Genomic DNA, 13465 nt, shown 5'->3' with positions numbered 1-13465 from the left:
CGCTGCGGTTCTAGCTCTTGTAGGAAGTGTTATGGATGGCGTCAGCTTCAAGCAGGTCGATCAATACGCCATGTGTTGTGTCGAAAATTTTTCGGATGAGCTCAAGCAGGCGCTGAGGGAAAACCTCACTCGGATCTGCCATGGTGCCGATCAAGCAAGCAAAGACAGGGCGATTTACAAGTACCCCGCAACCATCAAACACTTCTGGGAAGAGCGCTATTCCCGGAAAACCTGGGAAACCCGGATCGGTATGCTGGGAGAGCTCCTTTCCCACGTCATCATCCTGAAGCTGTTCCCTGATTTCGACGTCGTCTCGCCGTTCTTCAACATGGAAGAAAAAAGCATCCGCAAGGGGTTCGACCTTTTGCTGTATGAGACCTCAAAAAACAACGTCTGGATCACGGAGGTCAAGTCGGGCGGCAAGGGGAAGGACAAGACCTCATGCGCGGCCACAAGCGCGCTGCTACGCCTGGCAAGAGACGACCTCAAGAAGCGCCTGGCAGAGCCGGAGCTCAACCACTGGCTCAACGCGATCAATGCCGCTCGAAATGCCATCCACAACAAGGCCAAGTACCGAGACTCTGTCATTGAGATCCTAGAGTTGGAGGGCGATTTGGCCGAAGACAACGGTGCCACTGCCTCGGACAACAGCGTGTTTCTGATCTCCGCCCTGTTCAGCGATGTATCCCAAGCCATTGCCGAACAGACGGTGTCCAAATTCTCTACTAAGCTGGTGGCGGACTCGGTGTTCAAGACGGTGTGGGTGCTGTCCCTTCACAAAGGAACCATGGAAAAGCTGGAAGCGTTTTTGAAAACGGAAGCGGGGCACTAACATGGAAGAGTTGACTATCCGGAAGCTGGCCAATACCAAATTCAAAGGACTGTATTTTCAGCTCCTCAAGGGCGATGAGCTGGAAAACTCGGAGATCGTCAAGCTTCTGGCCATCGCGGTGCTGCTCCTGAACCACAAGACGCCCGAGATCAGACGTTTGGGTTACCGCATCATCCTGTTCTACGGGAACGCATCTGGCCAATATCAGGCATTGTACGATGTAGCGCTCAACAGCGGCTTGCACCCCATCTCAGCTGTGATCAGCAGCCATTTCTCCCAAGATGATCCTCGGAGCGAATCGTTCATCCGGAACATCGTGGCCAGCTACGTCGATACCTTCCGCGACCAAGGCATTGTGCTGACTGAGCAACAGGACGCGCTGCGGACGTTCGTTCAATCGGAGTACCGTAAGTCGTCAGTCGTGGTGGCTCCTACCTCCTACGGCAAGTCTGAACTCATCATTCAATCGGTGAGGGAAAACCCGGAGAAGCGGGTGCTTATCCTCGTGCCGTCGAAGGCACTCTTGGCCCAGACGAAGAAGCGTTTGATCTACGCGGACATCGAGGGGCTGGGCAAGGTGGTGACCCACCCCGAAATGTTCTCGGTTGAGCTGAACAACAGGGCGTTTGTGCTGACCCAGGAGCGGCTCAACAGGCTTCTCAACGAGAACGTCAGTCTGACCTTCGATATGGTCTTCGTGGACGAGGCGCATAACCTGCTGCAGAGCGACCGCAGGAGTGAGTTGCTTGCGACCATGCTGTGCATTCTGGGTGCTCGTAACGCCGAGACGTCCTTCAAATTCCTGACGCCTTTCCTGTGCGATGAGCTCAGTATCCGGGTGCGGTTTCTGGACGTGACCCCCACCGGGTTCAAGATCGACGAGTACATCAAATCTGAACGCTACTACATTAGGGATTTCAGGACCGGTCGGGGCGAGACAAAGCTCAAGCTCTATGACCATTTCCTCAATGATTCGATGGACTTCGACAGGAAGTACGCAAACTGCTTCGAGCTCATCAAGGGCGAGGCGCTGTCCAAGAACATCGTCTATGGCAACAAGAAGAAAAGCATCGAGTCGTTCGCGGTCGAGCTAGCCGCAGTGCTGCCACCTGTGAAATGCCAGCTCATCCAAATCGCGTGTGATGAGCTGGAGGAAATTTTTGACCGGCGCTACAGGCTGATCGATTGCTTGCGTAAAGGGGTCATGTACCACCACGGTTCGATTCCTGACACCATTCGCCTGTATCTGGAAAACCTCTTCAGCAGCTCCAATAAAATGAAATTCCTGGTCTGCAACTCGACCCTTCTTGAAGGGGTGAACCTGCCGATCGAGCGGCTTTTTGTCTTCGATTTCACCAAGGGGCGGAGCTACCTGACTTCTTCCCAGTTCAAGAACCTGGTTGGGCGTGTCAATCGGTTCAGTGAAGTGTTTGCGCCTGGCGCAGAGGCTGCTTTGAAGAAGCTGGAATCCAGCGTTTATCTCTTGGGGGTGGATGGCTATACAAGCAAGCGAGCTGATCTGGAGGCCTACTATCAGAAGGCGGTCAACGTCTCTAGAGTCGACAAGGATATTGTCAGCAACGTTCTGCTTGAGGCCACCAATATCGTTGAGGGTAAGGTGTCTGAGCTGTACGACGACGCCGTTGCTCGTCTCGAAAACCTTCACCCTGGTGTAGTTCGTGATCGCGAGTGCAGGTACGTCCAAACAGTGGTGGGTAAGCTTCTCATCGCGAACAGTGTCAGTGAAATTGATGTGTTCTCGGAAGAGGAGGCCATTGATGTCAAGATCCAGCAAAGCATTGAGGCGAATGGACAGATCAGCACTGTTGATAGGCTGATGCTTGCGATCACAAGATCCTTTGTTGACCACTTCGACGAAAACCGTGAATACAGTGACCTGCGGCGTCTGAAGGAAGAAGCTGCTCGTAATTTCTACGCCATGCTGCTGGATTGGAAGCTGAACAAATACAGTGTGAAACAGACCATCCGGTTGACGCTCAGGTACTGGAAAAAGCTGGTGGAAAGCAGTGGCAACGATTATGTATTTGTGGGCCGCTGGGGAGACACCACCTACCGTGATAGCAGGCATGAGAGCTGGGTCAGGATCTCCAACAAGGATGACGCTGAGCGGATCAATCTGGCGATTGTCCGTCTCAAAGAAGAAGATGATTTCTTCGACAACAAAATCTTTAAGTTTGTCGAGGTCCTGAATGGCGTCGGTGCCTTGGATCCTGGGTTCTACAAACTCATCAAATACGGCACTGCAGATGACACCAAGATCAAGCTCATCCGCGATGGGTACAGTCATGGCCTGGTAGATCTGATGCTTGAAAGATATCCCGAAACTGTGCAGGCAACACTCAGAGGCGAGATCGAAGTAAGCCCTCGCCTCGTCAACATGATGGTCGCAAATGGAGAGAGTGATTTATTGATTTTTGAGGCAAGAATGAACCTCAAGCCAAATTGATAACGGCTAAAGGGCTGAAGAAAGTGACGAATTTATATACAAAGGGGGGACTGATTTATCCTCCTTGCTACTACCGCTTTTGGCCGGTTGCTGCCTGTTACTACCGTCTGCTTAACGGTAGTTGGCACTAATCAGCGTATCGACACGACCGTTCTGTCCCGATTTTCCTTGATAGCTGACATCGAAAGATTGCCGGTAGCTGCTTGCTGGATGTGCTCGCTCCACCAAGCCATCATCGGGCGTCTGCGCTCGATGTAATCCGCTCGGTTGTAAGCGCTGCGAACCTCGTCCTTGTCGACGTGAGCAAGCGCCACCTCGATCAGTTCAGGATCCCAGCCATGCTCGTTTAGGATGGTGCTGGCCATTGAGCGCATGCCGTGGCTTACCAAGCGGCCTTCGAAACCCATTCGCTTCAGCGCCATGTTAGCGGTCTGGCTGTTGCAATGGGTGCGAGGGTTGCGGTCTGCAGGGAACACAAATTCCCGGTGCCCGCTGTAGGGTTTGATTGCCTCCAGCAACGCCAGAGCTTGCTCCGTAAGCGGGATAATGTGCGTGCGACGTTTCTTCATTCGCTCAGCAGGAATCGTCCAAATACGCTTTTCGAAGTCGATGTCTGCCCAGCGAGTGGTCGCTGCCTCCGCTGGCCTGGTCATGGTGTGGAGCTGCCACTCGATCAGGCAGCGGGTCGTTCTCTTTATGCTGGCATTGGCAATTGCCACCATGAGCTCACTCAGCTCATCGGGAGGCAGTGCCGCCATGTTTTTCTTTTTCGGTTTCTTGAAAACGGAGCGGATGCCGCTGAGCGGGTTCGCGTGAATCAGTCCCGAGTTGACCCCGTAGGTCATGATCTCGTTGAGCCGCTGCGTCAGACGTTTAACAGTCTCCAGGCTGCCTTTGGTTTCAAGAGGCCTGAGCAGGTTTATGACCTTTGGTGCGGTGATGGCGGAGATGGGAGTAGTGCCCAGATCCGGAAAAACGTGGAGCGTGAGCGAGCGCCAGATATCTTCGGCATAGGCTGAAGTTACTGAGTCTTTTTTGAGCTCGAACCATGCTGTCGCGACGTTTCTGAATGTGTGCTCCGTAGCTGCTTTCTTGGCCAGACGCTCAGCATCGCGTATTTCCTTCGGATCCAATCCCTGCGCGACAATCTCCCTAGCTTCAACGGTTCGCTTGCGTGCCTGAGCCAGGCTCACCTCGGGAAAGGTGCCAAGACCCATATTGATCCGTTTCTTCGTTACGGGATGGATATAGTTGAAGTTCCAAAGCTTAGAGCCATTGATTCTCACTCGCATCTGAAGGCCGTTGCCGTCAGTCAACGTGTAGTCTTTCTCCTTCGGCTTGGCGGCTTTGACTTTGAGGTCTGAAAGGCGCGTGGCTTGGGCACCCATGATGTATTCCAAGGCTGTTTGTGTATTCCAAAATTTACCAGCGGAACGCTTGGAATACCACGTGGAATACACGAATCCGTAGATGGTACGGGACGCTATCGGACTGTAATGATGCTGAAAGCCCCGTATTTGCTGGATTTCAGGCACAAAAAAGGACGTCCGTGGACGCCCTTAGATGTGTATTTGGTGGAGCCGGGGGGATTTGAACCCCCGTCCGCCAGCTCTCCACTGTCGGTACTACATGCTTAGCCAAATCTACTGAGTTAACTCCGCGCCGCCCGATTGGCAGGGTGCTTGGAGCGAGCTGCATGAGTTTTAGCCGTTACGTCTGCAGCGAACTTGGCGGCGATCCTGTTCTATCTGACAGTCATTTCGGGTTTACAGGCATCCCCTAGTGACCGCTGGCGCCGAAGCGACCAGATGAAGGTTAGGCGGCTAGCGCGTACCCTTCGTAGTTGTCGTCGTTGGCAACTATAAGTTTGCAACAGTGGATTTACGAGTTCTGTTACCAACTCGGCATGCACCTAGAGTTTTGTTACCGGCGTCGAATCCTAATCGGCCCCATGAAGCGTGTCGCAGCCTCATGTGCTGCGCAGTGTACGCCAGAAAGCCTGGTCACGTCGAACGCTTGATCCCTTAGATGGGGGGCCTTTTGTCGGTATTCAAGGGAAGGGGGAAATTGGCAAGGCCAACCGCGGGTGGCCCTGCCGAGGGTGGTGTCAGTTACTGGAACCCGAGCCGGTGCCGCTGCTGCCGGTACTGCCTGAGCTGCCGGGGCCTTCTAGCTCTTGCAGGGCTTTGGTCGAATGCGCGATGCAGGTTTCGGTATCGCCGGATTGCTGGGCTTGACGGGCCTGCTTGATGAGGTCCTCGACTTCGCTGCGTGCCGGCTCGCCGAGCGTCGCCTGGCTGGTGGCCATGTTGTCGTCGATTTCCTGCATGTTCAGCTGGCAGAGATCTTTGTCGGCGGCAAATGCAGCGGGACTGGCGATCAGAGCGGCTGCAGCAAGTAGGGCAAATTTTTTCATGAGATCCTCCAGGGAGTTAACTTCCCGGCGGGCCTGCCTGATTCTGCTATTGCGCGGCAGCGCCGAGGCGAGTCGAGCCTCTATGCAAAATGGGCTCATAACTTCGGACTGCGGCTGCGCTCGAGCGTTTCATCTTTCTGACAGGGACGCTGGCCGAGGACTATCAGGTCGGGGCGGCAACGACTCTGGCCCGGCTATTGCGATTCACGAGATAAACCAGTCCGTGATAATCGATGCCGCCGTGCTGCGACAGGCCGATTTCGCAAGTGCGGCTGGTGGAAATGCCTTCGTCGCAGATCTGTACGGCATCTTTCAGGCTGCGCAGCGCGTGCGCATTGAGCTCGGGCGTGGTGAAGCCTTTGTCGCCGGCGAAGCCGCAACAGTGGATGCCTTCGGGAATCACGACTGCCTTGGCGCAGCGTCGGGCGATGTCGATCAATGCCTGGGCTTCGCCGAGGTGCTGGGTGCTGCAGGTCACGTGCACGGCGATTGGGCCATCCTGTGGCTCGAAGTCCAGCCTGTCGAGCAGGTGGGTGCGGATGAAACGTACCGGATCGAAAACCTGCAGGCGCTCATCCGCCAGGTCCTGAACCAGGCGTAGGGTGCATGGACTGGTGTCGCAATAGATGGGGTCCAGTCCGCCGCGGCTGGCTTTGAGCAGCGCATCCAGGGTTTCCTGACGCTTGCGATCGGCTTGTACGGCGTAGCCCTTGGAGGCGAATGGCTGGCCGCAGCAAAGACTGTTCAGGTTGTCTGGGAAGACCACTTGATAGCCGGCTTTCTCCAGCAAGACACGGGTGGTGTCTAGCAGCGGTTCCTGTTCCTGGTCACGGGCGGCAGGGCCCATGGCGCGAGACACGCAAGCGGCCAAGTAGACGACGCGTGGTCGTTCGTCTTGCGCCGTGGGTTGGGGCAGGTGCAAGCGTTGCAACGGTTGCGGCATGGCCGGCGTCCATTGCGGCACGCGCCCTTTACTGGCATTGCTGAACGTCGCAGAGGTTTTGCTCAACAGCCGCGTGCCCATCATCAGGTGCGCGCCGTTGGCCACATGCAGCATGAATCGGGTGCCTTGCACGGCGGTGCTGAAGTGATCGGCCAGCCAGCTGGCCGCGCGAGTTTTGTCGGCGTTACGACCCCGCAGTTTGCGCACCAGGTCGCCCGTGTTGATGCTCACCGGGCAGCGCTGGGCGCAAAGGCCCGTGGCGGCGCAGGTTTCGACGCCATGGTAGTCGTAGCGTCGTTCAAGTTCGGCGGTGTCGATGCCGGCGCGCTTTTTCGCCTGAATGTCGCGCCAGACCACGATGCGCTGGCGCGGTGTCAGGGTCAGTCCGTTGGACGGGCAGACCGGCTCGCAGAAGCCGCATTCGATGCATTTGTCGACGATCTCGTCGGCCGCCGGCATCGGCTTGAGGTGTTTGAGGTGGATCTGCGGATCCTCGCTGAGCACGACGTCTGGATTGAGGATGCCCTGCGGGTCGAGCAAACGCTTGATCTGCCACATCAGCTGATAGGCATCGTGGCCCCATTCCAGCTCCACAAAGGGCGCCATGTTGCGGCCGGTGCCGTGCTCGGCTTTCAGCGCACCACCGAACTCCACGGCGACCAGCTGGGTGACGTCCTGCATGAAGGCTTCGTAGCGCGCAACTTGCTGTGGATCTTCGAAGCCTTGGGTGAAGACGAAATGCAGGTTGCCTTCCAGGGCGTGGCCGAACAGGATCGCTTCGCGGTAGCCGTGCTTGTCGAACAGTTGGATCAGACGATTGACGCCTTCGGCAAGGCGCTCGAGGGGGAAGGTCACGTCCTCGATGATGACCGTGGTGCCGGTCTGGCGCACCGCGCCGACAGCGGGAAAGGTATCCTTGCGGATCTTCCAGAGCTGGTTGTAGACCACCGGGTCATCGCTGAAGTCGACCTGCTTTTCCATCGAGAAATGCGCGATCGAGGTCATGATCAGGTTGATCTGCTCATGCAGCAACGACTGGCTGGCCGCGCGTGATTCGATCAGGAGGGCGCAGGCGTTGGCCGACAATCCCTTGACCCACTCCGGCATGCCGACCTTGTTCTCCACCGAACGCAGGCTGCGACGGTCGAGCAGTTCGACTGCCGAGACCGGTTGCTGCTTGAGCACCGGCACGGCGAGGCAGCAGGTTTCGACGTCCGGGAAGACGACCAGGGCGCTGGCCTTGTGCGGGTGGTCCGGCACGGTGTCATAGGTAACCGCGCTGATGAAACCGAGCGTCCCTTCGGAGCCGACCATCAGGTGGTTGAGGATGTCGAGCGGCTCGTCGAAATCGACCAGTGCATTGAGCGAGAAACCGGTGGTGTTCTTCAGCCGGTACTTGTGGCGAATCTTCGCCGCCAGTTCGGCATTCGCACGGGTCGACTGGCCAAGCTCGGCGAGCTGATCGAGCAGCGCCGCGTGGCTTTGGCGGAAAGATTCGACGCTGGAGGGGTCTTCGCTGTCGACCACGGTGCCGTCGGCCAGTACCAGGCGCAGGCCGGCAAGCGTCTTGTAGCTGTTCTGCGCCGTGCCGCAGCACATGCCGCTGGAGTTGTTGGCGACGATGCCGCCGATCTTGGCCGCGTTGATCGAGGCTGGGTCAGGGCCGATCTTGCGCTGGAGGGGTGCCAGGACCGCGTTGGCGTTGGCGCCGATGACGCCCGGCTGCAGGCGGATCCGTTCGCCACCGTTGCGAATCTCGCGGCCGTTCCAGTTGTCGCCCAGGACGATCAGCACCGAATCGGAGATCGCTTGGCCGGAGAGGCTGGTGCCCGCGGCGCGAAAGGTCACCGGAACACGCTGTTCGTGGGCCAGTTTGAGCAAGCCCACCACTTCGGCTTCGGACTCCACGCGCACCACCAGTTTCGGAATCAACCGGTAGAAGCTGGCATCGGTGCCGAACGCCAGCGTGGACAGCGGGTCGTCGAAGCGCCGCTGTGCCGGTATCAACTGTTCGACGGCGACGAGGAAGTCGTTCGGCAGGGCGGCAGGCGCGTTCATGTAGGCTCCAGGAATTCAAGCGGGCCGCGCAAGGAGTCGCGCGGCCTCGTGAGGCTCATTCGACGTGTTTGGTGGTCTGGTACTGGCCCAGTTCACGAACCAGCGAATCGGTGGTTATCTCGCTGATCGACTTGGCGCCGGTCAACACCATGGCCACGCGCATTTCCTTTTCGATCAGGTCGAGCAGGTTGGTTACTCCGGCTTCGCCATCGGCCGCCAGTGCATAGGCGAAAGCGCGGCCGAGCATGACGGTATCGGCGCCCAGGGCGATCATGCGCACCACATCGAGGCCGCTGCGAATACCGGAGTCGGCGAGAATCTTCAGGTCACCCTTCACTGCGTCGGCGATGGCCGGCATCGCGCGGGCGCTGGAAAGTACGCCGTCGAGCTGACGGCCGCCGTGATTGGACACGATGATGCCGTCGGCGCCGAAGGTCACTGCGTCGCGGGCATCTTCGGCATCGAGGATGCCCTTGATCACCATTGGGCCGTCCCAGAACTCGCGAATCCACTCCAGGTCTTTCCAGGAAATCGAAGGATCGAAGTTGGCTGCCAGCCAGCCGATGTAGTCTTCCAGTCCGGTCGGGTTGCCCCGATAGGTGGAAATGTTGCCCAGGTCGTGTGGCTTTCCATGCAAGCCCACATCCCAGGCCCAAAAGGGATGGGTCATGGCTTGCAGTACGCGGCGGATGCTGGCATTTGGGCCGCTCATGCCGGAGTGCGCGTCGCGATAACGCGCGCCGGGGGTCGGCATGTCCACGGTAAACACGAGAGTGGTGACGCCCGCTGCCTTGGCGCGCTCCAGGGCGTTCTTCATGAAACCGCGGTCTTTCAGCACGTAGAGCTGGAACCACATTGGCCGCTGGATCGCCGGGGCAACTTCTTCGATCGGGCAGACCGATACGGTGGAAAGGGTGAAGGGGATACCCTTCTTGTCGGCGGCACGGGCAGCCTGGACTTCACCGCGACGCGCGAGCATGCCGGTCAGGCCGACCGGGGCCAGCACTACGGGCATGGACAGGGTTTCGCCGAACAGTTGGGTTTCCAGACTGAGCTCGGACATGTTGCGCAACACCCGCTGGCGCAAAGCGATGCTGGCCAGATCGTCGACGTTACGCCGCAGCGTGTACTCGGCGTAGGCGCCGCCGTCGACGTAGTGGAACAGGAACGGCGGCAGCTTGCGTTTCGCGGCAGCGCGGTAATCCGTGGAGGCAGAGATGATCATCGTTGTTCTCACCAGTTGAAACGAGGTATGTCTCGTGATGCTCCCCATGTCGACGAGGGGCATGGTTGTCGGGTCTGGCTTTTTGCCCTGATCGCGCTTTGCGCGAAGTGCGCGGTGACGTCGGGCGGGTTCGAAGCGCCGTTGCCCCGAATTTCGTCGGGGCAACGGTTGTACCGGGTTAGACGCCGACGAGCGGGTCCGTCACGCCCATCAGGTAGATCGCCACCAAGCCGATTACGCCTGTGGCCAGCACGTAGTACAGGGTAGGCCAAACGGTCTTGCGCAGGGTGACGCCCTCGCGGCCCAGTAAGCCGACGGTAGCCGAGGCCGCAACCACGTTGTGAATCGCAACCATGTTGCCTGCTGCGGCGCCGACCGCCTGAATGGCCACGACCATGGCGCCGGAAATGCCCAGCGATTGCGCCACGCCGAACTGGAACTGGCTGAACATCATGTTGCTGACGGTGTTCGAGCCGGCGAGGAAGGCGCCCAGCGCACCGACTGAAGGTGCCAGCAGTGGATAGATGCCGCCTACGCTGTCCGCGACGTAGCGAGCCATGGCGATCGGCATGCTTGGCAGATCGCTGGCGTTGACGCCGGAGTTGATCAGGATGCGAACCATCGGCACGGTGAACAGCAGCACGAACCCGGCGCTGAGCAGCACGCCGCTGGATTCTTTCACGGCGGCTTTGAGCTCGGCTGCTCGCATGCCATGCATGAAGAAAGTGATCAGCACGACCGCGACCAGAATGCCGCCAGGCAGATACAGCGGTTCGATGCTGGCGCTGACACCGGTCTCACCGAGGATGTTGGCGAAGGCGATGGACACCGACTTCAGCGCGGCGGACACCTGTGGGAAGACGCGGCTGATCACCAGGATCGCGCCGACCAGCACATAAGGCAGCCAGGCAAGGAATGCGCTCATCGGACGTGCGGCAAGGTCGTCGAGCTTCATCTCGATGGTGCCGATCCACTCTGCGGGCCAATCTTTCGCGTCGGCGAAATCCCAAGTGTTTTTCGGGACCAGGAAATTGAAGCGAGCAGCCGTCGTAACGATGGCCAGGCCGACCAGGCCACCGAGCAGCGATGGAAACTCAGGGCCGAGGAATACGCCGGTTGTCACATAAGGAAGCGTGAAGGCGAGGCCGGCAAAGATTGCGAAGGGCATCACCTCGAATCCGGCTTTCCAGCTTTTTTCCTTGCCGAAGAAACGCGTCAGCATCATCACCATGATCAGCGGCATGATCGTGCCGACGATGGCGTGGGTGATCGCGACGCTGCTGGTGATCTGTTGCAGAAAGATCGGCCAGCTGGAGCCCTGGGCGGTCAGTTGTGCGCCGAGAGTGGCGGTGTCCAGGCCACTGTTAACGCCGACGATGATGGGGGTACCCACGGCGCCGAACGAGACCGGCGTACTCTGCACCAACATGCCCATCAGCACCGCGGCCATAGCCGGGAAACCGACGGCGACCAGTAACGGCGCCGCGATGGCGGCAGGGGTGCCGAAGCCGGATGCGCCCTCGATGAAGCAGCCGAACAGCCAGGCGATGATAATGGCCTGGATACGACGATCGGGACTGATGGTGGTGAAGCCCGCGCGGATGGCGGTAATGCCGCCGGAGTGCTTCAGGGTATTGAGCAGCAGGATCGCACCGAAAATGATCCATAGCAGGCCGAGAGTAATGACCAGGCCTTGTAAGGTAGAAGCGATGATGCGGGTGAAGCTCATATTCCAGATGAACAGGCCGATCGCGGCCGTGAAGATAAATACAACAGGCATGGCGCGGCTGGCCGGCCAGCGCAGACCTATCAACAACACTGCAGCGAGCAGAATCGGGGTAAAGGCGAATAGGGCGAGCAGTCCGTTGGACATGTCAGGCTCCCATGGTCGAGTTGAACGAACGGAAGCCCGAGCGGACCGGTGATGAGCAGATGGCTGGAGACCGCATTCAGTAGTCCTCTTATTGTTGGATGCGCTTCGATGTAAAATGGTATTACCAATTTACAGCGAAGTTCGGCCAGCGTAAGAGCTCTGTCCTGTCTGCGTCAATTAGCAAGCTATAGACTTTGGTCGCAGCGATGCATGTTGCGGTGGTTCGGGCGGCTGGCTACGCTTGAATTCGTATAGTGGTCAAACCAATCGAGGTTGTCATGGAAGTGGGAGTGGTGCGTCAGCGGAGGCTGGCCGATAACATTGTCGAGCAACTCGAAGGCATGATTCTCGAAGGCACGCTCAAGGCTGGCGAGCGGCTGCCGGCGGAGCGATTGCTGGCTGAGCAGTTCGGTGTGTCCCGTCCTTCATTGCGCGAGGCGATCCAGAAGCTGGCAGCGAAGGGCCTGCTGGTCAGCCGTCACGGCGGTGGTAATTTCGTGGCCGAATCCTTGGGCTCGACGTTCAGCGACCCGCTGTTGCATCTCCTGGAAAATAATGCCGATGCACAACGCGATCTGCTCGAGTTTCGCCATACGTTGGAAGGCAGTTGCGCCTATTACGCAGCGCTGCGGGCGACAGATGTCGACCAACAGCGGCTCGGCGAGGCCTTCGCGGTGCTGCAGGACTGCTATGTGCGCGAGGGGACGGTTACTCGGGCTGAAGAAGGCGCTGCGGACGCGCGCTTTCATCTCGCCATTGCCGAGGCCAGCCATAACGCGGTGTTGCTGCATACCATCCGCGGCTTGTTCGATCTGCTCAAGCGCAATGTGGTGACCAATATCGGTGGCATGTATGCGCTGCGCAAGGAAACCCGCACCATGCTCATGCAGCAGCATCAGGAGCTCTACGACGCGATCATCGCCCGGCAGGCCAATGAGGCGCGCGAGGTGATCCATCGCCACATCAGTTATGTGCAGGAAGTGCTCGCCGAAGGGCAGCAGGAGGCGCAGCGGCTGGCGAGGGCGCAGCGACGGCAAGGCACGGCGGGGAAATCCGGGGGCGTGGAATGATCAAGGTAGGAAAGGTGTGAAGTCGTGAGCGTGGAACGGAGGGTTTTCCGCTCCACGCCAAGGGCAGCTCAGTCTTCCTTGCCCTTGGTGCGCATGGCGCGCTGAATCTCGCGGTCGGAGTCACGCTCCTTTTCGGTGTGGCGCTTATCGAACTCCTTCTTGCCCTTGCCCAAGGCGATCTCGCATTTGATCAGATGCTTTTTCCAGTAGATCGCCAGGGCAACGCACGCATACCCCTTTTGTTGCACGGCACCGAACAGCTTGCCTAGCTCACGCTTGTTCAGTAGCAGCTTGCGGGTGCGTGTCGGGTCTGCGATCACATGGGTGCTGGCCGTCGTCAGCGGTGTGATGTGGCAGCCCATCAACCAGGCTTCCCCATCCTTGAGCAGGACGTAACTGTCCACCAGTTGGGCTTTGCCTGCGCGCAGGCTTTTCACTTCCCAGCCGGCCAGAACGAGGCCGGCCTCGAATTTCTGTTCGATGAAGTAGTCGTGTAGCGCCTTCTTGTTCAGCGCGATGGTCCCGGGGGACTGTTTCTTCTGTTTGGCCATAGGCTGCGCATTATAGGGAGTCGCGTTGCG

9 protein-coding genes and 1 other RNA gene are annotated in these 13465 nt (G+C 58.5%); 3 read left to right on the top strand and 7 right to left on the bottom strand.

The window, feature by feature from the left end; translation table 11 throughout:
• The first annotated feature begins 31 nt into the window (after window positions 1–31).
• On the top strand, window positions 32–832 hold the full coding sequence (locus tag MCB86_RS11300) for a hypothetical protein (protein WP_239610936.1): 801 nt from the start codon (window positions 32–34) through the stop codon (window positions 830–832).
• Between the two features lies 1 nt (window position 833).
• The gene (locus MCB86_RS11295; protein WP_239610933.1) at window positions 834–3299 is read left to right on the top strand and encodes a DEAD/DEAH box helicase; all 2466 of its coding nucleotides are present in this window, start codon (window positions 834–836) and stop codon (window positions 3297–3299) included.
• Between the two features lie 131 nt (window positions 3300–3430).
• Here MCB86_RS11295 and MCB86_RS11290 read toward each other — a convergent pair whose 3' ends face one another.
• From MCB86_RS11290 to MCB86_RS11265, 6 genes are all read right to left on the bottom strand, one after another.
• Window positions 3431–4687: an integrase domain-containing protein gene (locus MCB86_RS11290; protein WP_239610931.1), complete on the bottom strand. Its 1257-nt coding sequence runs from the start codon at window positions 4685–4687 to the stop codon at window positions 3431–3433.
• 184 nt (window positions 4688–4871) lie between these two features.
• Window positions 4872–5250: a transfer-messenger RNA gene (ssrA, locus tag MCB86_RS11285) on the bottom strand.
• A gap of 156 nt (window positions 5251–5406) precedes the next feature.
• The gene (locus tag MCB86_RS11280; protein ID WP_045160832.1) at window positions 5407–5715 is read right to left on the bottom strand and encodes a hypothetical protein; all 309 of its coding nucleotides are present in this window, start codon (window positions 5713–5715) and stop codon (window positions 5407–5409) included.
• Between the two features lie 163 nt (window positions 5716–5878).
• Window positions 5879–8716: an FAD-binding and (Fe-S)-binding domain-containing protein gene (locus tag MCB86_RS11275; RefSeq protein WP_239610928.1), complete on the bottom strand. Its 2838-nt coding sequence runs from the start codon at window positions 8714–8716 to the stop codon at window positions 5879–5881.
• A 55-nt stretch (window positions 8717–8771) separates the two neighbouring features.
• Complete coding sequence (lldD, locus tag MCB86_RS11270; RefSeq protein WP_045160834.1) at window positions 8772–9941, bottom strand: FMN-dependent L-lactate dehydrogenase LldD; 1170 nt, start codon at window positions 9939–9941, stop codon at window positions 8772–8774.
• Window positions 9942–10119: 178 nt separating this feature from the next.
• On the bottom strand, window positions 10120–11814 hold the full coding sequence (locus MCB86_RS11265; RefSeq protein WP_239610926.1) for an L-lactate permease: 1695 nt from the start codon (window positions 11812–11814) through the stop codon (window positions 10120–10122).
• A 278-nt stretch (window positions 11815–12092) separates the two neighbouring features.
• On the opposite strand from MCB86_RS11265, the gene MCB86_RS11260 reads away from it, so the two are divergent.
• On the top strand, window positions 12093–12884 hold the full coding sequence (locus tag MCB86_RS11260; RefSeq protein WP_045160836.1) for an FCD domain-containing protein: 792 nt from the start codon (window positions 12093–12095) through the stop codon (window positions 12882–12884).
• Between the two features lie 68 nt (window positions 12885–12952).
• Here MCB86_RS11260 and smpB read toward each other — a convergent pair whose 3' ends face one another.
• Window positions 12953–13435, bottom strand: coding sequence for an SsrA-binding protein SmpB (gene smpB, locus MCB86_RS11255; RefSeq protein WP_045160837.1), 483 nt, complete (start codon window positions 13433–13435; stop codon window positions 12953–12955).
• Window positions 13436–13465 lie beyond the last annotated feature (30 nt).

Origin of the sequence: Pseudomonas sp. KSR10, assembly GCF_022355455.1 — a bacterium.
Taxonomy (GTDB): Bacteria; Pseudomonadota; Gammaproteobacteria; order Pseudomonadales; family Pseudomonadaceae; genus Stutzerimonas; species Stutzerimonas stutzeri_E.
Note: the sequence above shows the minus strand (reverse complement) of the source record. Positions and strands in the feature narration are given on the sequence as shown.